19 protein-coding genes are annotated in these 19,651 nt (G+C 65.2%); 6 read left to right on the plus strand and 13 right to left on the minus strand.

Features of this window, described 5'->3' with window-relative positions; all coding sequences use genetic code 11:
• Positions 1–5: 5 nt before the first annotated feature.
• The 4 genes from NG698_RS06355 to NG698_RS06370 all read right to left on the minus strand — a co-directional run bounded on the left by NG698_RS06355 (position 6) and on the right by NG698_RS06370 (position 3,841).
• On the minus strand, positions 6–824 hold the full coding sequence (locus NG698_RS06355) for an HpcH/HpaI aldolase family protein (RefSeq protein ID WP_256470834.1): 819 nt from the start codon (positions 822–824) through the stop codon (positions 6–8).
• A gap of 191 nt (positions 825–1,015) precedes the next feature.
• Positions 1,016–1,969: a sugar ABC transporter substrate-binding protein gene (locus NG698_RS06360; RefSeq protein WP_252608884.1), complete on the minus strand. Its 954-nt coding sequence runs from the start codon at positions 1,967–1,969 to the stop codon at positions 1,016–1,018.
• Between the two features lie 16 nt (positions 1,970–1,985).
• Positions 1,986–2,783: an ATP-binding cassette domain-containing protein gene (locus tag NG698_RS06365; RefSeq protein ID WP_252608886.1), complete on the minus strand. Its 798-nt coding sequence runs from the start codon at positions 2,781–2,783 to the stop codon at positions 1,986–1,988.
• A complete protein-coding gene (locus NG698_RS06370; protein ID WP_252608888.1) occupies positions 2,780–3,841 on the minus strand; it encodes an ABC transporter permease in 1,062 nt (353 codons plus the stop codon). The genes NG698_RS06365 and NG698_RS06370 overlap by 4 nt, the downstream gene beginning before the upstream one ends.
• Before the next feature lie 236 nt (positions 3,842–4,077).
• Between NG698_RS06370 and NG698_RS06375 the strand changes: the two genes are divergently transcribed.
• Positions 4,078–5,280 carry a Gfo/Idh/MocA family protein gene (locus NG698_RS06375; protein ID WP_252599397.1) on the plus strand — a complete coding sequence of 401 codons (1,203 nt, stop codon included), beginning with the start codon at positions 4,078–4,080 and terminating at the stop codon, positions 5,278–5,280.
• Positions 5,281–5,282: 2 nt separating this feature from the next.
• Positions 5,283–6,404 (plus strand): Gfo/Idh/MocA family protein, encoded by a 1,122-nt coding sequence (locus NG698_RS06380; protein ID WP_252599398.1) that lies wholly within the window; start codon positions 5,283–5,285, stop codon positions 6,402–6,404.
• Between the two features lie 49 nt (positions 6,405–6,453).
• On the opposite strand, the gene NG698_RS06385 is transcribed toward NG698_RS06380, so the two are convergent.
• Positions 6,454–7,179: a FadR/GntR family transcriptional regulator gene (locus tag NG698_RS06385; RefSeq protein WP_252599399.1), complete on the minus strand. Its 726-nt coding sequence runs from the start codon at positions 7,177–7,179 to the stop codon at positions 6,454–6,456.
• 326 nt (positions 7,180–7,505) lie between these two features.
• Positions 7,506–8,081, minus strand: coding sequence for a helix-turn-helix domain-containing protein (locus NG698_RS06390; protein WP_058929916.1), 576 nt, complete (start codon positions 8,079–8,081; stop codon positions 7,506–7,508).
• 284 nt (positions 8,082–8,365) lie between these two features.
• Between NG698_RS06390 and NG698_RS06395 the strand changes: the two genes are divergently transcribed.
• Complete coding sequence (locus NG698_RS06395; protein ID WP_252608890.1) at positions 8,366–9,907, plus strand: sodium:solute symporter family protein; 1,542 nt, start codon at positions 8,366–8,368, stop codon at positions 9,905–9,907.
• Positions 9,908–10,042: 135 nt separating this feature from the next.
• Here the strand turns inward: NG698_RS06395 and NG698_RS06400 are convergent, their stop codons facing one another.
• Complete coding sequence (locus NG698_RS06400; protein WP_252599401.1) at positions 10,043–10,267, minus strand: hypothetical protein; 225 nt, start codon at positions 10,265–10,267, stop codon at positions 10,043–10,045.
• 268 nt (positions 10,268–10,535) lie between these two features.
• Here NG698_RS06400 and NG698_RS06405 point away from each other — a divergent pair, with 268 nt between their 5' ends.
• On the plus strand, positions 10,536–11,675 hold the full coding sequence (locus NG698_RS06405; protein WP_252608893.1) for a VIT1/CCC1 transporter family protein: 1,140 nt from the start codon (positions 10,536–10,538) through the stop codon (positions 11,673–11,675).
• Positions 11,676–11,697: 22 nt separating this feature from the next.
• On the opposite strand, the gene NG698_RS06410 is transcribed toward NG698_RS06405, so the two are convergent.
• The 5 genes from NG698_RS06410 to NG698_RS06430 form a co-directional block, all read right to left on the minus strand.
• Entirely contained in the window at positions 11,698–12,831 is a 1,134-nt protein-coding gene (locus NG698_RS06410; protein WP_252608896.1) for an LOG family protein, read from the minus strand.
• Positions 12,832–12,977: 146 nt separating this feature from the next.
• A complete protein-coding gene (locus NG698_RS06415) occupies positions 12,978–13,751 on the minus strand; it encodes an SDR family NAD(P)-dependent oxidoreductase (protein WP_252599403.1) in 774 nt (257 codons plus the stop codon).
• A 26-nt stretch (positions 13,752–13,777) separates the two neighbouring features.
• On the minus strand, positions 13,778–15,163 hold the full coding sequence (locus NG698_RS06420; protein WP_252599404.1) for an MFS transporter: 1,386 nt from the start codon (positions 15,161–15,163) through the stop codon (positions 13,778–13,780).
• 199 nt (positions 15,164–15,362) lie between these two features.
• Positions 15,363–16,070 (minus strand): FadR/GntR family transcriptional regulator, encoded by a 708-nt coding sequence (locus tag NG698_RS06425; RefSeq protein WP_104062788.1) that lies wholly within the window; start codon positions 16,068–16,070, stop codon positions 15,363–15,365.
• 129 nt (positions 16,071–16,199) lie between these two features.
• A complete protein-coding gene (locus tag NG698_RS06430) occupies positions 16,200–16,688 on the minus strand; it encodes an SRPBCC family protein (RefSeq protein WP_252574941.1) in 489 nt (162 codons plus the stop codon).
• Positions 16,689–16,872: 184 nt separating this feature from the next.
• Here NG698_RS06430 and NG698_RS06435 point away from each other — a divergent pair, with 184 nt between their 5' ends.
• Positions 16,873–17,613 carry a GntR family transcriptional regulator gene (locus NG698_RS06435; RefSeq protein ID WP_252563916.1) on the plus strand — a complete coding sequence of 247 codons (741 nt, stop codon included), beginning with the start codon at positions 16,873–16,875 and terminating at the stop codon, positions 17,611–17,613.
• Between the two features lie 16 nt (positions 17,614–17,629).
• Positions 17,630–18,523, plus strand: coding sequence for a 5-deoxy-glucuronate isomerase (iolB, locus tag NG698_RS06440; RefSeq protein WP_252599405.1), 894 nt, complete (start codon positions 17,630–17,632; stop codon positions 18,521–18,523).
• A gap of 77 nt (positions 18,524–18,600) precedes the next feature.
• Here the strand turns inward: iolB and NG698_RS06445 are convergent, their stop codons facing one another.
• Entirely contained in the window at positions 18,601–19,635 is a 1,035-nt protein-coding gene (locus NG698_RS06445) for a Gfo/Idh/MocA family protein (RefSeq protein WP_252563921.1), read from the minus strand.
• Positions 19,636–19,651: the final 16 nt, after the last annotated feature.

Below are 19,651 nucleotides of genomic sequence, written 5' to 3' on the forward strand. Positions count from 1 at the left end.
ACCAATTATGTGAGGGAACTCGTGGACATCCCCGGGCCGGCATCCGCCGCCTGAACAGCGTCTCTGGCGCTGCCCACGGCGCCGCGGAATGCGTCGGCGAGGAGTTTGGTGGAGTTGAAGAGAATGATCCTGGCGCCGCGTTGTGCCCAGGAGGCTGCCTCTTCGGTCGAGTCCGCGATGACGCACAGGGCGCAGTCCGCTGAGCTGGTGACATTGTCGGCTATGCGCTCGATGGCGGCCGCGACGACCGGGTGGGCGGTCTGGCCCGGCAGTCCGAGGGACATGGACAGGTCGCTGGGGCCGATCCAGACGGCGTCCAGGCCCGGGACGGCGGCGATGGCGGCACTGTTGGCGGAGGCTTCTTTGTCTTCTGCCTGGGCGACGACGAAGGTCGTTGCCGCCGCCGCGTCGAGGTGGGTCTTCAGCGGCACCGTTCCGTGGTGGCCGGCGATGGTACTGACAGCCAGGCCCCGTGTGCCCATGGGCGGATAGTGTGCGGCGGCGACCGCGGCAGCGGCTTCCCCGGCGGTGGATACGTGGGGAACGACGACGCCGGTGGCGCCGGCATCGAGGGCGCGCAGGATCAGGAGCGGATCATTGTGGCCGAGGCGGACAAGCGTTGACACGCCGGCCAGCCTGGCCGACCGCAGATGGTTTTCCAGCGCCGAATCATCGGCCATGCCGTGTTCGGTGTCGATCATGACCAGGTCGAAACCGGTATAACCGGCCATTTCAACCATGGGCTGATTCGGCATTTTTACAATGAGCCCGTAGAGGCAGTCTCCGGCGGAAATTCTGTCCCGGAGGGAATGGTCTGCTGTCATAATCCTTCGATTCTTCAACGCGCGGGGGCGCCGTCGTGATGCACATACGTTTGGATGGAGATGATTTCCCGAAGGGCGTTACCCGCTCCGGATGCTGCCGGTGTCGGTCCGTTCGGGCTGTGCGCCTGCGGCCACGCAGTGCCGGGCCGCTCACATCGAGGACCCGGCACTGCGCGTACTCCGTTTCCGGGTTACTGGAAGGAGGTGAACTTTTGGGCGTTGTCCTTGGTGACAACCTCGGTTCCGGTGTCGATCCGGGCTTCGACCTTGTCCCCGCGCGCGGCAGCAGCGGCCGTCGTCACAGCCGTGGTGCCCATCTTCTTGGGGAACTGGGCAATGCTGGCCGTCTGCGTGCCCGCCAGAATGGCCTTTGCTTCATCGGGAAGGGCGTCGAAACCGACCAGAAGCAGGTTCTCCTTGAACGGGTCGGACTTTTTGCGGGCTTCGATGGCGCCCAGGACGGGCGGGCCGCAGGCGCTGTAGATGGCGTCCACCTCAGGGTTGGCGGATCCGAAGGCCTGCATTACGTCAACGCCCTTGGTCTGGTCACAGTTGGTGGAGAGGGTGTTGACGACCTTGATGTCGGTCGTTTTGAGGACGTCGAGGACTCCGTTGACGCGGGCGTCCAGTGCGGGTACTCCGGGGACGCCGGACATAACGGCGATCGTGCCCTTGCCCTTGAGCTGTTCGTTGATGTAATTGCCGGCTTTGGTGCCGCCGGCCAGGTTGTCGGTTCCGATGTAGCTGGAGGCGCCCTTCCAGCCCGGGAGGTCGTTGTCGATCAGGACGATCTTCACGCCCTGCGAGACGGCACGGTCCAGGGCCGGCTGGACCTGGGGCCCGATGGGTGCGATAGCGATGGCGTTGGCGCCGCGGGTGACCATGCCTTCAATGGCGGTGATCTGTGGCTGCGCGTCCTTGCCGTCGCCGGGGGCCTCCACGCCCAGGAAGTCGATGCCATCCTTGGGCATGGCGTTGATGCCATCGCTCATGGCGTTGAAGTACGCGTTGGCGGTCTTGAGGATGACGCCGACTTTGGGTTTGCTCTCTCCGCCGGGGGCTGCGGGACTTCCGCCGCAGGCGGTCATTGAGAGGGCGAGGGATCCGGCCAGCGCACTGGCGGCAAGCCATTTAAGTTGTTTCATGTGATTCTCCTGCTGACTAGTTGGTTGAGTCTGATTTTTCGCGGGCAGCTGTTGCATCAGCGCCCCCGACGATGAGGGAGACGAGCCGTTCATGGGTGGCGGCGCTGGGTATTTCTTCGCCGACGACCCGGCCCCGGCGCAGGACGATGGCGCGGTCGGCGACTTCGATGACGTCGTCGAGCTGGTGGGAGATGAGGATGACGGAGATACCGCGCGCGGGAAGGGTCTTGATCAGATCGAGCACCTTTCGGGTTTCGCGGAGGCCCAGTGCGGCGGTGGGTTCGTCGAGCAGGACGACCTGTTTGGCGAAGGCCACGGCCCGCGCCACGGCGATTGCCTGGCGTTGTCCGCCGGACATGAGCCCGACCGGCATGGTCATGCTGGGGATCCTGACTTTCAGTTCCTCGAGCAGCTTGGTGGTTTCGGCCTGCATGCCGCGGTTCTTCAGGAACCCCCAGCCGCGGGAGAACTGGCCGGGGCCGACGAGTTCCCGGCCGGCGTAGAAGTTCGCCGATGCGGGAAGGTTGTCGAAGAGGGCCAGGTCCTGGTAGACGGTTTCGATCCCGGCTGCCCGGGCGTCGGCGCTGCTGCGGAAGGACGCAGGCTCACCGTTGATGAGGATTTCACCGCCGTCGATCTGGTGCGTGCCGCTGATGCTTTTGACCAGCGTGGACTTGCCGGCTCCGTTGTCGCCGAGCAGGGCCAGGATCTCGCCGCGGCCCAGCGTGAGCGAGGCCCCGTCAAGGGCAACGACGTTGCCGAAGCGCTTGACGGCGTTGCGGACTTCGAGGACGGGGGCTTCGGTGGTGTTCATGCGCTGACTCCTTTGTCGGCCAGGATTGATTTCTCGGCCAGAATGGCCCGGAAGCGTCCTTCGGCGCGGGTGCGGTAGACATCGAGCAGGACAGCCAGGACGATGGTGACGCCGATGATGACGATCTGCAGGAAGGGATCGACGCCGAGGAGGTTCAGCCCGTTGCGGATGACCGCCAGAGTGAGCGCCCCGATGAGGGCGTTGCTGATTCCGCCGCGGCCGCCGGTGAAGCTGGCGCCGCCGATGATGACGGCTGCGATGGCGTCAAGTTCGGCCAGGGACCCGGCCGTCGGGTAGCCGGAGTTGGTGCGTCCGGAGACGATGATCGCTGCCAGCGCCGCGGACACTCCGGCAAAGACATAGACCGAGATGAGCACTTTGCGGACGGGGATTCCGACTCGGCGGGCCGCTTCCTCATTGCTGCCGATCGCGTAGATCCACCGGCCCCAGGTCATTTTGCGGGTCAGAACATATACGGCGGCTGCCAATGCGGCGACGAACAGCAGGGATACCGGGATGGGGCCGATGAAAGCACTTCCGAGCCAGTTCACCTCGTCCGGTACGCCGATGATCGGCTGTCCGCGGGAGATGGACAGGGCCAGTCCGCTGGCGACGCTTAGCATGGCCAGGGTCACGATGAACGGGCTGGGTATCTTGCCCAGCACGAACACCGCACCGTTAATCCATCCGGCCGCGGCGCCGACGAGGATCATCACGCCCATCACCAGCAGGCCGTTGCCGAGGCCGGTGACGAAGGCAGTGGCCCCGACGACGCTGCTCAGGGAGAGTATTGAGCCGACCGAGAGGTCGATGCCGCCGGTCAGGATCACCAGCAGCATGCCCAGGGCGAGAATGGCAATGGAGGCGGACTGCATCGAGAGATTCTGCAGGTTCCGGGCCGAGGCGAAGACGGGGTTGGCTATGGTCATTCCGATGGCCAGGACCACCAGGATCAGGACCGGGCCCAGTTTCATCAGCCACAAGGCTGCTGAAATGGCCGAACCGCCCCCACTGGGCCGTGTAGCCCTTGGCGGGGATATCGCTGTGGTATTGCTCATGACGCTCCTACAGATTCCGGTGGCCGGGTTGTCGTTCCCCACGAGGGGAATGTTGATTTGCGTGGCATAAATCACAGCCTACGCCCCAATGGTTCACCGGTCTACCATTTGCTCGAAATTGGTTAGCCATTGCAGAAATTAATGGTCGACCGGTTGCCCATTGCCTCGGATCGGCCTAGCATGAAAGCGTGTACGGGCAGCCGCCCGGCATGTTCACTCGACGAAGAGGCAGACCCATGTCCCACGAATCGCTTGTTTCACGTCTCGGACGCCGCGTCCGTTTCGGCATCATCGGAGGCGGCCTGGACTCCGTCATCGGTGAAACCCACCTCCTGGCCCTGCGCGTGGACGGCCTGGCCGACATCGTCGCCGGTGCGATGAGCATCGATCCCCAAGTTGCCGATGCGTCTGCCGCAGCGCTGCTGATCGACCCGACGCGGCGGTATCCCACCTGGCAGGACATGCTGGCCTCGGAGCCGGCCCGCGAGGACGGCATCGAAGCGGTCGTGGTCATCACCCCACCCCAGTTCCATGCCGAAATTTCCGCCGCTTTCCTGGAAGCCGGGATCCACGTTCTTTGCGAAAAGCCCCTGACCTCGACCCTGGAACAGGCCGAAAACCTCGCCCGCGTTGCGGAGGAATCCGAAGCGATGTTCACGGTCACGCACTGCTACACCGGCTACCCGATGGTCCGGGAGGCCCGCGAACTCATCCGTTCCGGCGCCCTCGGACGCATCACGCTCATTGAAGGCCAATTCGCCGCCGGCGACCCCGGGGTCCTGCGCGAGCCGGAGGATCCGACCAAACGCCACTGGCATTTCAAGCCATCATCCATGGGGAAGGCCGTTGTGCTCGGGGAGGTGGGCTCGCACGCCCACAACATTGTCGAGTACGTCACCGGCCAACGGGTCACCGAAGTATCGGCCCAGCTCACGACCGTCGCGGAGCGCCGCGAAATCTATGACAACGCCTATCTGACCCTGCGGTTCAGCGGCGGCGCCGTCGGCCGGCTGTGGGCAAGCTTCGTGGCCGCCGGCAATGACCACGGTCTGGCCTTCAGCATTTACGGGGACGAGGGTGCACTGAAGTGGGAGCAGGAATCGCCGGAATACCTGTGGCTGTACCGCCCGGGTCAGGCGGCGACGCGTATCGCACGCGCCCTGGACAGCACCAGCGAGCAGTCCCGGGGGGCCACCCGCATCCGCCCCGGCCACCCGGAGGGCTACCTGATGGCCTTCGCGAACATTTACCGCGACTTCTTCAGCGCCGTCCTGCTGAAACTGCTCGGCGAAGACCCGGGCGCCGCCCTCCAGGCGCTGCCTACTGCCCAGGACGGGCTCAGCACGATGCGCCTCATCGACGCTGCGGTCCGGTCCCACGACCAGCAGGTCCCCGTGACCTTCAATACCCAGCCGCTCACCGCCTCATTGGAGAACTGAACATGACTAAGACGACTGTGCGGGTCGGGCAACTCGGTGCCGGCTTCATCGGACAAATGCACTCCCTCGCTTTCAGCAACGCCGGATACTCGCGGCTGCAGCCCGAGGTGCGCGCCGATCTCGTGGCCATCGCCGACGTGAACCAGGCCGCAGCAGCCGACATCGCCGAACGCTACGGATGGGCCGCCACCCACAACGACTGGAACGACCTCCTCGGCGAGGACCTCGGCCTCTTCGTCAACGCCGGACCCAACGACCTGCACTCGGCGCCCACCATCGCCGCGGCACAGGCCGGAATCCCCGTTTTCTGCGAGAAACCCCTCGCGTCCTCCGGCGACGTTGCCTACAAGCTGTGGAAAGCCGTCGCCGCAGCCGGCGTCGAACACCGGTGCGCATTCATGCACCGGTTCATCCCCGCCGTCCAGTTCGCCCGCGAACTCATCGCCTCAGGCGAGCTGGGCGAAATCCGGCACTTCCGCTCCCGCTTCCTGATGAACATGCTCGCCCCCGACGGCTCCGTCAGCTGGCGCTTTGACCGCGGCCGCTCAGGAGCCGGCGCCATCGGCGACCTGGGCTCCCACCACATCGACCTCGCCCGGTTCCTGGTCGGAGAGGTCCAGGAAATCGCCGCACTCACAGGCACCTGGACCGTTGACCCGGCACAGCTGATCACCGACGTGAACGATGACTCGTTCATCGCCATCGGCCGGCTCGAAAACGGGGCAACAGCATCATTCGAGGCATCACGCGTCGTCGCATCCCACGCACTGACCGGTGAATTCGAGATCGACGGCACCAAAGGCTCGATCGCCTGGAACATGGAACGGCTCAACGAACTCACGATCCGCCGCCCCGGCCAGGGACCCATGACACAGATGGTGAGCCGCCCCGGACACCCGCTGGAAGGATTCTGGCTTCCCGGCGGCGTCCAGGGCTCCCACCCGCTCGGATGGAACGAATGCTTCGCCCACCAAGCCCACGACATGCTCGGACTGGCCAGCGGCCAACTCACCGATTCCGTCGCAGCAACCTTTGAAGACGGCTACCGGGTCGCCGAAATCGTCGACACCATCGAACGCGCCGCAAAAGAACGGCGCACACTCCCCGTCGCATTCAGCGCATAAGAAAAGCGGTGGAGGACCTTCAGGTCCTCCACCGCTTTTTCTGTCATTTCTACACTGGGAAACTGGCCTTCAGACGCTTGGTCGCCCGTTCCATATGGGCCGTCATGGCCGCGGCAGCCGCTTCCGGGTCCGAAGCCTCAATGGCCCTCAGAATGGGTTCATGCACGGCATACGAGGTCCGGGTTTCCCCCGCCGTCCTCAATACTCGCGAAGCCCAGGCCTGCAGGAGCGACCGGATATTCTCCAGGACCCCGCAGAGAACGATGTTGTGACTGGCACGGGCGATCTCCAGATGAAACGCGATGTCTGCCTGGACATAGGTGTCGATGTCATCCTCGGCAAGGCGCATCGTTTCAGCCAGGGCCTGGATGGTTGCCAGCTGCTCGGGAGTCCTGCGCGTGGCGGCGAGCCCCGCCAGCTGGACCTCTAGGATGAACCGCGCTTCCAGCAGATCATCAAAACGCTTCTCGCCGAGAAGAAGACCCCACTCGATGACCTGTGGCAGCAGATCCGAACTGGACTTGCTCAGGTACGTGCCGTCCCCGACCCTCTGCTCGAGCAGGCCGAGCAGGCTCAACGACTTGATCGCCTCCCGGATCATCCCCCGCCCGACCTTAAGTTCCTCGGCCAGCGTCCTCTCCGACGGAATTCGCGAACCGGGGGCAACATCCCCGGAAAGCAACGCATCCAGGAGGCGCTTGACTATTTCCTGGCTCGCCGGCTGACGGACCGGGGTATCCCTGCCCGCACCTTTCTCCGCAAGTGAAAAACTCATGAATACTCCTCAGCCGACGGTCCCCAGTCTAATGGCAGACCGGTGAACCAATCCTATGTCGGATTAGCCATATTCCCAACACTTCCGGCCGTGCAATTTGGGTGAAGCCAGCATATACGGGCCCAATCTTTTCCTCGGCCTGGCCCGGATGTTTGCAGCGTTTTGACAATGCTCGACGCGCGGCACACAACTTTGGAACCGCGACGGCTTGCTGGTCACCAACCGCCCGCCTCCTGAACCGCGGACACTCACGTCACGTGCCGTCGCAAAAGAACTGGCCCCAGAGGAACGCGATTCATGCCGCATGTCACCCAGCGGCAGCGGCTTTACCGGCTGGCGGCGGGGACCAGGACCCAGAGAACTTCGACGGCCTCGTCGGTGGGATTGACCCACGTATGCGGTTCGCGGCCCGGGAATGTCACGGTGTCGCCGGTGCTGAGCTCGTATTCCTCATTGGTCAGGATCAGCCGGATGCGCCCCTTGATCACATGGAGCACATCCACGTCGCAGTCCACGGCGTAAAGCTCAGCCTCGCCGCGGCCATGCGGCTCGATGACGGCCTGGATGATCTGGATGCGCCGTTCGGAACGGGCAGTCAGCAGCCGCTCCACGATGCCTTCGCCGCCCAGGGAGATCCGTGGGCCTTCGTCCCGCTTGGTCAGGTGGGTTTCCGGGGCCACAAACAAGTCGCCGATCGAGATGGACAGGACCTGGCACAGCGTCACCAGGGACGCGACCGACGGCGACGTAAGGTCACGTTCCACGCGGCTGAGGAAGCCCTTGGTCAGGCCGGTGGCGTCGGCAACCTGCTCGATGGTCAGCCGCTGCGACTGCCGGGCGGCACGGATTCGGGAACCGATGGCAACGGGAACGTTGCTCGGCTCAACTGGCAGTGCCTTCATGTGCAGACCTTTCGTGGCCGGCGGTGCGGCCCCATCTCTGGAGCAATCCTAATGGCCAGCCGACCCGTGTGAGGTGGCGGGCGCCGCGGCGAACAACAGATACTACGGCCGATCTTGACTGTTGCGTCGGTCACAGCATACGATTCTGGGCAACAAGTGTTGCCTGTGAGGCAATATTTGAGGAACTCTTCCTCCCAATTCCACAAGAGCAGCGGAATACCGGCTTCCCCAGCAGCGCCGCCGGGATTCCAGACACACTGCAGATCAGCTCCAAGGAGCCCCAAATGGACGCCAACTTCGTCAACATCGCCATCGTGGTGGTGTACCTCATCGCCATGCTGGCCTTCGGCTGGTGGGGCAAGTCCCGCACCAAGAACAACAGCGACTTCCTGGTTGCCGGCCGCCGCCTCGGCCCGCTGCTCTACACCGGCACCATGGCCGCCGTCGTCCTGGGCGGTGCCTCCACCGTCGGCGGCGTCGGCCTGGGCTACAAGTTCGGCATCTCCGGCATGTGGCTGGTGGTTGCCATCGGCGCGGGTGTGCTCCTCCTGAGCCTGCTTTTCGCCGGCACTATCCAGCGGCTGAAGATCTACACGGTCTCCCAGATGCTCAGCCTGCGCTACGGCCAGCGCGCCACCCAGACCTCCGGCATCGTGATGCTGGCCTACACCCTGATGCTCTGCGCCACCTCCACCGGCGCCTACGCCACCATCTTCGTCGTCCTGTTCGACTGGGAGCGGTGGCTCGCCATCGCAGTCGGCGGCGCCATTGTCCTGGTCTACTCCACCATCGGCGGCATGTGGTCCATCACCCTGGCCGACCAGGTGCAGTTCATCATCAAGACCGTAGGCATCTTCGCCCTGATGCTGCCGTTCACGCTCAAAGCCGCCGGCGGCTTCGAGGGCATCCGCAGCCGCGTTGACGCCAGCTTCTTCCAGCTTGATGGCATCGGGATGCAGACCATCATCACGTACTTCGTGGTCTACACCCTGGGCCTCCTGATCGGCCAGGACATCTGGCAGCGCGTCTTTACCGCCAAGACCCCCACCGTGGCCCGCTGGGGCGGCGCAACGGCCGGCGTCTACTGCATCCTGTACGGCGTCGCCGGTGCCCTGATCGGCCTGGCCGCCCGCGTGGCCCTGCCCGACATCGACGTCGCCAACCTCGGCAAGGACGTTGTCTACGCCGAAGTCGCCACCCAGATCCTGCCGATCGGCATCGGCGGCTTGGTCATGGCCGCCGCAGTCGCCGCCATGATGTCCACCGCCTCCGGCGCCCTCATCGCCGCCGCCACGGTGGCCCGCGCCGACGTGGTGCCGTTCGTCGCGAGCTGGTTCGGCAAGACGATCAACACCGACGACACCGAAAACCCCGAGCACGACGTCAAGGCCAACCGTTACTGGGTCCTTGGCCTGGGCATCGTGGCCGTGCTGATCTCCATGGCGGCACAGGACGTCGTCGTGGCACTGACCATCGCCTACGACATCCTGGTGGGCGGCCTGCTGGTGGCCATCCTCGGCGGCCTGGTCTGGAAGCGCGGCACCGGCATCGCAGCCGCCTGGTCCATGGCCGTTGGCTCGGTCCTGACCCTGGCCCTGCTGATCATGTACGCCGTCGGAGTCATCCCCAGCGTTGACGGCGTCTACGCCAACGAACCCATCTACTGGGGCCTCGGCGCCTCGCTGGTTTCGTACATCGTGATCTCGCTGCTCACGCCTCCCACGGACCCCGAGGTCCGCGAGGCCTGGGAGAAGCGGGTCGCAGGAGCGGTCACCGAAGAGCTGCCCATGGAGGCCCACCCGGTCGCCAGCCACCCGAGCCACTAATCTCGACAGGCTCGATCACCGGAGATAACAGGCTCAGTCACCGGCGGCCACTGAGCCCGCAGCTTCACTGAGTTAAGTACGACGGCGGCATTCCCCTTCGCTTCCCCGCGAACCGGAGTGCCGCCGTCGTTCGTTCTATTCGGTTCCGCGGAACTCGTCCTCGTCGAGTGGAACCACGCGCTCCTCGGCGTCGACTGCCACCGGGGGCGTGGGAACCACCACCTTGTCGGCGTCCAGGAATTCGTCCTCGGCGTCCCAGTCGTCCACGCTGATGGGGACGTCCTCGGCGTAGTCGTAAGCGGGATCCGATTCAACAGATTCCAGGTGCGGCATGTCCGGGTGCTGTCCGGTGGTGCTCATGATTCGACCTCCGTTTGTTCGCCTGACGTGCTTTGTTGATGGGCGCCGCCGGTGGGCGCGGGCGGACGCCACTCCTTCATCACAGCACCGGCGGTGGGCCCGGTCAAGAGCCGGCGCAACCCGTCCGGGCACACGCGGCAGACCGCCGAATTTTGAGGGAAACCTAAACTCCGCAGTGAGGGCAGCCAGCCGAAAATCCGCGGAATTCCGCGGTAGGCTGGGCGGTGCAATGGGGCCGAACCATGCCCATCCAGCACAGGAGCCTTGCGTGTCTCAGCACCCCAATCCCAGCCAAGCCCGGCCCGCGGAACCCAATCCATCCGCGCCGCAGCCCACACAGGCCGACATCCGCCGGTGGCGCCAGTACTTGGCGGACGAACGGGCAGAGGCCGCCGTCTACCGCGATCTCGCCCAGAACCGCGACGGCGAAGAGCGCGCCATCCTGCTGGCCCTCGCCGAAGCCGAAGGACGGCACGAGGCCCACTGGCTCACGCTTCTAGGCGACCACGCCCAAAAATCCCGGCCGGCGTCCCTCCGCAGCCAGTTCCTGGGCTTCCTGGCCCGCCACTTCGGCTCCGTTTTCGTTCTGGCCCTCGCCCAGCGCGCTGAAGGCCGCTCCCCCTACGCCTTGGATCCCAACGCCACGGATGCCATGGCAGCGGATGAACAGATCCATGAGGAAGTGGTCCGAGGCCTGGCAACCCGTGGCCGCAACCGGCTCGCCGGGACGTTCCGTGCCGCCGTTTTTGGCGCCAATGATGGCTTGGTCAGTAACCTCTCACTCGTTGTGGGCATGGCCGCTTCGGGAGTGGCGAGCGGGGTGGTGCTGCTCAGCGGTGTGGCAGGGCTCCTCGCCGGTGCCATGTCCATGGCCGCGGGCGAGTTTGTCTCCGTGCGGTCCCAGCGCGAGCTCCTGGCGGCCACGCGTCCCACCCAGATCACCCTCGCGGCGGCCCCGAAACTGGACATCGAACACAACGAACTTATGCTCGTCTACCTGGCGCGCGGGATGTCCCACGAAGCGGCCGCACACCGCGTGGCCGAACGCATGGGGCTGCTGAGCTGCGACTGCGATCCCAGCCTGTCGCTCCAGCCCGAGGTGCCGGAGGCGGAGGACCAGCACGAGGCCGTGGGCACCGCGTGGGGGGCGGCGCTGTCCAGCTTCTGCTTTTTCGCGTCCGGCGCCGTGGTCCCTATCCTGCCGTTCCTGTTCGGCCTGACCGGGGTGGCCGCCCTGGTGGTGGCAGCGGTGCTGGTGGGGCTGGCGCTGTTGGCGACCGGCGGAATCGTGGGCCTGCTGTCCGGGACGTCGCCGCTGACGCGCGGGCTGCGCCAGCTGGGCATCGGCCTGGGCGCCGCCGCCGTAACCTATGTGCTGGGCCTGGCCTTCGGCACCGTGGTGGGTTAGCAACGGCCGGACGCCGGAATAGTCAGCCGCCCAGCACCGCGAGCGCCTCGTCCACACTGTCCACCAGGAAGATCCGGTCCTCCATGGCCCGTCCGGCAGCCAGCCGCCGGAGCATGGGCCACGCGGGATACTCGTGCTCCCAGTGCTGCCGTCCCACCAGCACCATCGGCGTCACGGCTTCGCGGGCGCTGTAGTAGTTCTCGCAGGCGTCCTGGAAAATTTCCTGCACGGTACCGGCCGCTCCCGGCAGGAAGATGATGCCGCCGTCGCACAGTTCCAGCAGGATCGCCTCCCGGATGGCGTTGGCGAAGTACTTGGCGATGTGGGTGGCAAAGTAGTTCGGCGGCTCATGCCCGTAGAACCACGTGGGGATGCCCAGCGACGGCGCTCCGCCCGGATGGCGTTCGACGACGGCGGCCGCCTCGCGTGCCCACGCGGACACCGAGGGGCGGAAGCCGGGGACGGCTCCAAGGCCGGCGAGCGCCGCCGTGAACTCGGCGTGCGGAACGCGGCTCAGATACGCGCCGAGGTTTGCCGCTTCCATGGCACCCGGGCCGCCGCCGGTTGCCACGATCCGCCCGCTCTGCGCCAGGAGCCTGCCCAGCTCGGCTGCCTGAGCGAAGTCCGGGGTTCCCCGCAGGGCGGCATGCCCGCCCATCACGCCCACGGCGGTGCGGCCGGCGTAGGGGTCCGAGTGTGTGAACTCGTCCAGGGCGTCGCCGATGGCGTGGTCATGCAGCGCCGAGGCCAGTGTGGCGTCCAGCCGGTTGCGTTGCCCCGGGCGGATGCTCCACTGGTACACCAGGGCGTCAGGCAGCTCCTCATAGGGTGAGTTTTCCAGGCCGGCGTACAGTTCCTGCGGTGTATAGAGCCGGGCCCGGTAGGGATCGAACGGCACACCCTGCAGCCTGGGGAAGATTAGTGCGCCGCGGCGACGAAGCCCGTCTTCAACGCCCTGGTCGAAGGTGCAGCCCAGGAAAATGGCACCCTCCACGTCCAGGGTTTCCAGCGCCGCGTTCCGGCCGCGCAGGTCCAGGGACTGGGCGTGCCAGCCGTGCATGGCCACCGCGCCGGCGGCGACCAGCCGGTCGAAGGCGTCCAGGCTCTCAACCTCTAGGGTCCGCGGGCTGGGGACCAGGCCGCCGGAGGGGTTCATAGTGCCAGCCTAGACTTCGGCCGAGGCTCCGGCACGGCACTGCACGGCACTGCACGGCACGGCACGGCACGGCACGGCACGGCACGGCACGAGGGCACCCCCGCCGGAAAACCGGAGGGGTGCCCGTGCCTGGGTCTGGTTCCCGGTCAGGAAACCTGGAGGCCGCCGTTGATGTCGTAGGTGGCGGCGGTGATGTAGCCCGAGTCCTGGCCCAACAGGAAGGCGATCAAGGCTGCCACTTCCTCGCGGGTGCCCACGCGGCCCATCATGATGCCCTCGGACAGCTGCGCTTTGCGCTCATCGGTGAGGGTTCCACCCATGATGTCGGTGTCGATCGGGCCGGGGGCAATCGCATTGACCGTGATGCCGAACTCGCCGACTTCGCGGGCCAGGGCGCGGGTAAACCCGAGGATCCCGGCTTTGGTAGCGCTGTAGGCCACCTTCGAGAACGTTCCGCCGCCGCGCTGGGCGGAGATGGACGAGATGCTCACGATCCGCCCGAGCTTGCGCTCGATCATGCCCTTGAGGACCCGCTGGGAAACGATGAACGTACCGCGCATGTTGATGGCGAAGACGTTGTCCCACTCCGCCACGGTGGTTTCCATGAACGTCGTCGGGGAGCTGATCCCGGCGAGGTTGGCGAGCGCAACAATCGGGGGAAGAGCGTCTTCGATCTCGGTGATGGCCCGGTCAACGGACGCCTCGTCGGACACGTCGGCTCCAATGCCAATGGCCTTGACCGCACGGTTGGAGCCGATCTCCGCGGCGGCGGCCTTGGCGTCCTCCGCATTGATGTCGAGGATGGCGATTGACCATCCCTCGCTGGCCATCCGGTCAGCGGCGGCGCGGCCAATGCCGCGGGCCGACGCGGCGCCGGTCAGGACAACTGTGCGTTCGGAGGGGAAGTTGCTGGTGGTCATGAGGTTTTCCTTCAGTGATTTCGAGATCAGGAGATTTTGGCGGCGTGCGTGGAATCAGGGGTCACAGCGGCAGTCGCGGCAACTGCGGGATCCAGCGCGGCATCGCCTTCGGGGCGCTTGCGTGCGTAAAGGTAGGTGGCAACCGCCGTGACGCAGAGGCAGAAGGACAGGAACAGCAGGCCGCTCTGGTTGTTGCCCGTGGCGTCGTTCAGCAGGCCGACAGCGTAGGGGGCCACAAAACCGCCGAGGTTACCCAGTGAGTTGATCAGGGCGAGGCCGGAAGCAGCAGCTGCCCCGGTGAGCGCCGCGGACGGCATGGACAGGAACGGCGCGATGGCCCCGTAGATACCCATGGCCGCGGCGGTCAGGGCAATGAGGGCCAGTATGGGGTTGACCGGGAGCATGTAGCCTGCAGCAAGGAGGCCCATGCCGGCAAGGACCATGCTGACCGCACTGTGCCAGGCCCGCTTTCCGGTCTTGTCCGCACGCTTGCTCCAGAAGTACACAAAGACTGCGGCCACGGAGTAGGGAATGAGAACGATGAACCCGACCTGGGCGGTGGAGAACTTGCCCAAGGCGGCGACGATGGTGGGCATCCAGAGACCCAGTCCGTAGATGCCGCAGACCAGGCCGAAGTACAGGGCCGAGTAGGTCAGGGTGCGCTTGTCCTTGAGGCCGGATAGGAAGTTGTGGCTGCCGGAACTGGACTTGACGGCCAACTCTTTGTCCATGGTGGTGGCAAGCCATTCGCGCTCGTCCGGGTTGAGCCACTTGGCATCCCGCGGGCGGTCGGTCATGAGGATGGGGGTGAGCAGGCCAAGGATGATGGCCGGGATACCTTCGATGATGTACAGCCACTGCCAGCCCTGCAGGCCCATGACGCCGTCCATCTGGAGCAGCAGTCCGGAGACCGGGGCGCCGAGGGCGTTGGAGATGGGCTGGGCGAGGATGAAGATGCCCAGTACCGTGACGCGCTGAGCGGCGGGGAACCACAGCGTCAGGTAGAAGAGGATGGCCGGGAAGAATCCAGCCTCTGCCGCCCCCAACAGGAAACGGATGATGTAGTAGGTGGTTTCACCGTTCACCAGGCACATGGCCGTGGCGAAGATGCCCCACGTAATCAGGATCCGAGCCAGCCACTTGCGTGCGCCGAACCGGTACATGCCTGCGTTGCTGGGCACCTCGAGGAGCGCATAGCCGAGGAAGAAGATGCCGGCGCCGAGCCCGTAAGCTGCGGCATTCAGGCCTATGTCCTCGCTCATGGTGAGCTTGGCGAAGCCCACGTTGTTGCGGTCAAGGTAGGCAACGAAATAGAGCAGGACGATCAGTGGCATAACCCGGCGGCGGACCTTGCGGAGCGTACGCTCGCCAAGCTCGCCGAGCCCTGCGGATTTTAAGGAGAGTGAAGTCATCTTCGACCTTCTGTCTAACGGAGTCCGGCACCTGCGGTGGTGGCGGGAATCCGTGCGGATATCTTGGGAGGCCCAATCCAAATGGAACCGGGATCAATGCGATTTGAGTCAGATGTCAGACATCTGACCGAACAACTGAGAAAAAGCATAGATTAGTGATGCGGATTACGTCAAGACCGGCTTGGTGCGGGCTGCAACGTCAGGATGCTGCGTGGTGCACGTAGCGTTCGTAGTCCCGGTATGTCTGGTCCATATGCTCGTCCATGGTGCGGCGGGCCAGCTCGGCCTCGCCGCTGAGGATGCTTTCCATGACCTTTTGGTGGTACTCAATGGCGTGCAGTTGGATCTCTTCGACGGCGGACGTTTCACGCCGTTTTACGTATAGGAGCTGACCCAGCTGCGCGAACAGCGCCCGGACAAATGGATTGCCGGAAGCCTTCAACACGGCGTCGTGGAAGGCGATGTCTGCCGCCACGAAGGCATCGAGGTCGCCGGAATCATGGAAGCGCTTCATGTCCGCAATGCACTCGCGCATCTGCTGCGCATGCTCGGGTGTATGGCGTTTGGCCGCGAGCGCAGCGGCGCCGGTTTCCACCATGCGCCGCATCTCGATCAACCCCACTGCGACCTGCTCCGCCCCATTGTCGTGCGAAGCGGCCTTGAAGATCGCATCCAGACCGGTCCAGTTGTCGGTCGGGTTGACGAAGGTCCCGCGGCCGGCTTTAACGTAGAGGATGTTCTGTGCCCGCAGGGCCTTGAGTGCCTCGCGCACCGTGAGGCGGCTGACGTCGTAGGCTTTGGCGATGTCGGCTTCGGGCGGTAAGGCTACGTGGGGCTGCAGTTTGCCGTCCAGGATATCTTCGAGCAGGCCGTCGACAAGGTCGTCAACAAGTGTCCTGCGGCCCATCGCGCTTCCCACCTTTAGTCTTACCCCGTACTCCGGGTGCCATCCACATTACAGAAGCCGCCGTACGGACCGGGACCCCCGCCATCCTCACCGCCCGTTGAAGCGGCGTCTCAGGAAAGAAGCGGCGTCTCAGGAAATGCCTGTGTTGCCGGCCTCGCGCCGACCGGAGGCCGCAACGTAGGCCTCAAGATTGGCCAAGGTCTTTTCGATGCTGGCGGGGTGGCGGCGCAAGTAACCTGCCAGCCGAAGGAAAAACTTCCCACGGACCGCCCTAGCGTCCCATTGTTCGGTCACGCGCGTGCCGGCAGTACCGTCGGCGCCGGTGGCCGGTTCCAGGATGTAGCGCCAGATGTGGCCATAGAAATGGCGCCAGGCAATGCGCCGGCCTTCCTCGAATTCGGAGACCGTGTTCAGGATCTTGTAGTCCACGGCCATGTTCATTTCCATGCCAAAGCGGGCTCCGAGGCTCAGCCGTTCCGGGCCGCGCGGCTGGGCGCCCTTCACGGTGCCGGAACCGTCGATCGCACTGTGCAGCGCCGGAGTGGCCAGGACTTCAAAGATCACTTCGGGCGGGGCAGCGATGAAGCGTTCGCGGGACACGAGGTATCGGTTGTTCATCCCCCCAGCCTAGGACCACGGGCACGAATGGCGGTGCGCCCGCCAGTGGCAGCCTTGACCGCTAAAGTTCGGCTGATATTATCAACAAAGGCAGTATGTCCTATCAAGCGAACATAGTAGGACATGGATTCCCTCCCGGGCCTCGGGCGGGTACCAGCTTCCGGCACGGAACGAGGAATATCTAGTGGCGAATCAACTTGGTCTCATCATCGACCGCTCCTCGCCGGTGCCCCTGTACCACCAGGTGGTACAGGGTATCGAGGCTGCCATTCACAGCGGAATCCTGGAACCCGGCAGCCGGCTGGAAAACGAAATCGATCTCGCGGCCCAGCTGAACCTGTCCCGGCCCACCATGCGCAAAGCCATGGATGAACTGGTCCGCTCGGGGCTGCTGGTCCGCAAGCGCGGCGTGGGCACCCAGGTGGTCTCCAGCCAGGTCCGCCGCCCCCTGGAGCTCTCCAGCCTGTTCGATGACCTCTCCAATAACGGCAAGAAGCCCACCACCCAGGTGTTGACCTTCTCCCACGTGGAGGCCGACGCAGCGACGCTCGCCACCCTCGAATTGCCTGCCGGCTCCAAGGTCTACCACTTCACCCGCCTGCGGAAAGTGGGTGGCAAGCCCCTTGCCCTGATGGAGAACTGGGTCCGGGACGACATCGCGAGCATGGACGAAGCCATGCTCGCCGCTGAGGGCCTCTACGCCATTCTCCGCCGCGGCGGCGTCAACTTCCGCCTGGCCTCGCAAAGAATCGGCGCGATGATCGCCAACGACTACCAGGCGCGCCTGCTGGAGGCCGAGGTCAGTTCCGCCCTGGTCACCATGGAGCGCACCGCAACAGACGACGCCGGCCGACGGGTGGAAACCGGACACCACGTGTACCGGGCGGATTCGTACAGCTTTGAAATGACACTCGTACAGCGATAGCACAAGGAATACATCAATGACTAACTGGGTCTACCCACAGGGAACCGCCAACGACGGCGACTGGGATATCTCGCTCGGAACCTCCGATTCAACCCTGGCCGTGGACGGCTGGGCCCATACGGGCCTGAAGGTGGCTACCTTAACTGCAGGTACCGCCGTCGTCCTCCCGGCAGCGGAAGAGGAGCGGATAGTGGTCCCGCTCAACGGCTCCTTCACCGTATCCGTGGACGGTGAAGACTATGTCCTGAAGGGGCGGGCGTCCGTGTTCCACGGCCCCAGCGATGTCCTGTATTCGGGCACCGGCAAGTCCGTCACCATCAGCTCTGCGGACGGCGGCAGGTTTGCCGTTGCCACAGCTCCGGCCAAGGCCTCCTATCCCACGCGCCTGGTCACGGCGGCGGAGACACCTGTGGAACTGCGCGGGGCCGGCAATTGCTCCCGCCAGGTCCATAACTTCGGCACGCCGGCGGCCCTTGAGGCTGACCGTTTCATCGTGTGTGAAGTCCTCACGCCCGCCGGAAACTGGTCCTCCTACCCGCCGCACAAGCACGATGAGGAAAAGGACGGCGAAACGAACCTCGAGGAGATCTATTACTTCGAGACGCAGGTGGCTGCGGGATCCGGGGCACCCGCCGACGCCGACGCCATCGGCTACCAGCGCGTCTACGCCTCGGATGAGCGTCCCATCGACGTTGCCGCAGAGGTCCGCACGGGCGACGTTGTGCTGGTCCCCTACGGGTGGCATGGCCCCGCCATGGCGGCCCCGGGCTACGACCTGTACTACCTGAACGTGATGGCCGGACCCGGCCCGGTCCGTGAATGGCTCATCAGCGACGACCCGCACCACGGCTGGGTCCGCCAAAGCTGGGACGGCCAGGACATTGATCCCCGGCTGCCGTTCGGCGCTTAGAGAGCAAGCGCTAGAGATCAAGAAAATGCCCCTCCGGAACGGATTCCGGAGGGGCATTTTTCATGGCAGCGGTATGCTCACCTGGCTAGGCTGATGGCCACCCTGACGGGGACGCCTGTGGCCAGTGATTCCTGGGCGGCGTCCGCCACGCGGGAGGCGGCCACGGCGTCCTCCGGGGTGCACGGATTCTCCCGGCGGCCCAGGATCAGCTCCACAAACGCGGCCATTTCGGATCGGTACGCCTGGTCGAAGCGTTCGGCGAAGGTCCTGTGGGGTTCTCCGGCGGGGAAATCAATCACGGCTTCGGCCGACGCCATGGCCGTGTGCTCATCGAGCCCAACCATCAGCGAACGGCTGGAGCCTTGGATTTCCAGGCGGACGTCGTGGCCGGCGCCGTTGTAGCGGGTGGCTGAGACGGTACCGACCGTGCCGTCGTCGAACGTGATCAGTGCCAGCGCCGTGTCCACGTCTCCCACTGCGCCGATGGCCGGGTCTCCGTTGTTGGAGCCCTTGGCGTAGACCTCCACGATCTCGCGGCCGGTCAGCCAGCGGAGGATGTCGAAGTCGTGGACGGAGCAGTCGCGGAACAGGCCGCCGGAACTGGCGAGGAACTCCACGGGCGGCGGCGCCATGTCGCAGGTGACGGCGCGCAGGGAGTGGATCCAGCCCAGCTCGCCCGCTTGGTAGGCACGCTTGGCCTCAAGGTAGCCGTGGTCAAAGCGGCGCTGGTGGCCGATCTGCACCACGCCGTTGTTGTCGCGGATATAGTCCAGCACCGGCAGGGCGTCCGCCACGTTCATGGCCACCGGTTTTTCGCAGAAGACCGGGATTCCGGCGTCCACGCCCGCCTTGATCAGTTCGGGGTGGGTTGCGGTCCCCGTGGCGATGACGAGTCCGTCCACGCCGGCGGCGATGAGGTCCTCCACCGAGGGCAGGAAGCCGGCACCGAGGCCGGCCGCAATGCCCTTGGCGTGGTCCTCGGCGACGTCGGTGAGCAGAAGCCTGACGTTGATGCCCTCCGGGTTGAGAACTCCGTTGAGCGCGGCGATGTTGTTCGCGTGCATCACGCCGATGCGCCCCACTCCGACCAGACCGAGAATGACGTCCTTCATAGTTCCCTCGCATGCA

It is taken from the genome of Pseudarthrobacter raffinosi (genome assembly GCF_023913735.1).
GTDB classification, from domain to species: domain Bacteria; phylum Actinomycetota; class Actinomycetes; order Actinomycetales; family Micrococcaceae; genus Arthrobacter; species Arthrobacter raffinosi.

Excerpts from the sequence above, each read along its gene's own strand:
- NG698_RS06355 (WP_256470834.1), bottom strand. The coding sequence starts at position 824 with ATGACAGCAGACCATTCCCTCCGGGACAGAATTTCCGCCGGAGACTGC.
- NG698_RS06360 (WP_252608884.1), bottom strand. The coding sequence starts at position 1,969 with ATGAAACAACTTAAATGGCTTGCCGCCAGTGCGCTGGCCGGATCCCTC.
- NG698_RS06365 (WP_252608886.1), bottom strand. The coding sequence starts at position 2,783 with ATGAACACCACCGAAGCCCCCGTCCTCGAAGTCCGCAACGCCGTCAAG.
- NG698_RS06370 (WP_252608888.1), bottom strand. The coding sequence starts at position 3,841 with ATGAGCAATACCACAGCGATATCCCCGCCAAGGGCTACACGGCCCAGT.
- NG698_RS06375 (WP_252599397.1), top strand. The coding sequence starts at position 4,078 with ATGTCCCACGAATCGCTTGTTTCACGTCTCGGACGCCGCGTCCGTTTC.
- NG698_RS06380 (WP_252599398.1), top strand. The coding sequence starts at position 5,283 with ATGACTAAGACGACTGTGCGGGTCGGGCAACTCGGTGCCGGCTTCATC.
- NG698_RS06385 (WP_252599399.1), bottom strand. The coding sequence starts at position 7,179 with ATGAGTTTTTCACTTGCGGAGAAAGGTGCGGGCAGGGATACCCCGGTC.
- NG698_RS06390 (WP_058929916.1), bottom strand. The coding sequence starts at position 8,081 with ATGAAGGCACTGCCAGTTGAGCCGAGCAACGTTCCCGTTGCCATCGGT.
- NG698_RS06395 (WP_252608890.1), top strand. The coding sequence starts at position 8,366 with ATGGACGCCAACTTCGTCAACATCGCCATCGTGGTGGTGTACCTCATC.
- NG698_RS06400 (WP_252599401.1), bottom strand. The coding sequence starts at position 10,267 with ATGAGCACCACCGGACAGCACCCGGACATGCCGCACCTGGAATCTGTT.
- NG698_RS06410 (WP_252608896.1), bottom strand. The coding sequence starts at position 12,831 with ATGAACCCCTCCGGCGGCCTGGTCCCCAGCCCGCGGACCCTAGAGGTT.
- NG698_RS06415 (WP_252599403.1), bottom strand. The coding sequence starts at position 13,751 with ATGACCACCAGCAACTTCCCCTCCGAACGCACAGTTGTCCTGACCGGC.
- NG698_RS06420 (WP_252599404.1), bottom strand. The coding sequence starts at position 15,163 with ATGACTTCACTCTCCTTAAAATCCGCAGGGCTCGGCGAGCTTGGCGAG.
- NG698_RS06425 (WP_104062788.1), bottom strand. The coding sequence starts at position 16,070 with ATGGGCCGCAGGACACTTGTTGACGACCTTGTCGACGGCCTGCTCGAA.
- NG698_RS06430 (WP_252574941.1), bottom strand. The coding sequence starts at position 16,688 with ATGAACAACCGATACCTCGTGTCCCGCGAACGCTTCATCGCTGCCCCG.
- iolB (WP_252599405.1), top strand. The coding sequence starts at position 17,630 with ATGACTAACTGGGTCTACCCACAGGGAACCGCCAACGACGGCGACTGG.
- NG698_RS06445 (WP_252563921.1), bottom strand. The coding sequence starts at position 19,635 with ATGAAGGACGTCATTCTCGGTCTGGTCGGAGTGGGGCGCATCGGCGTG.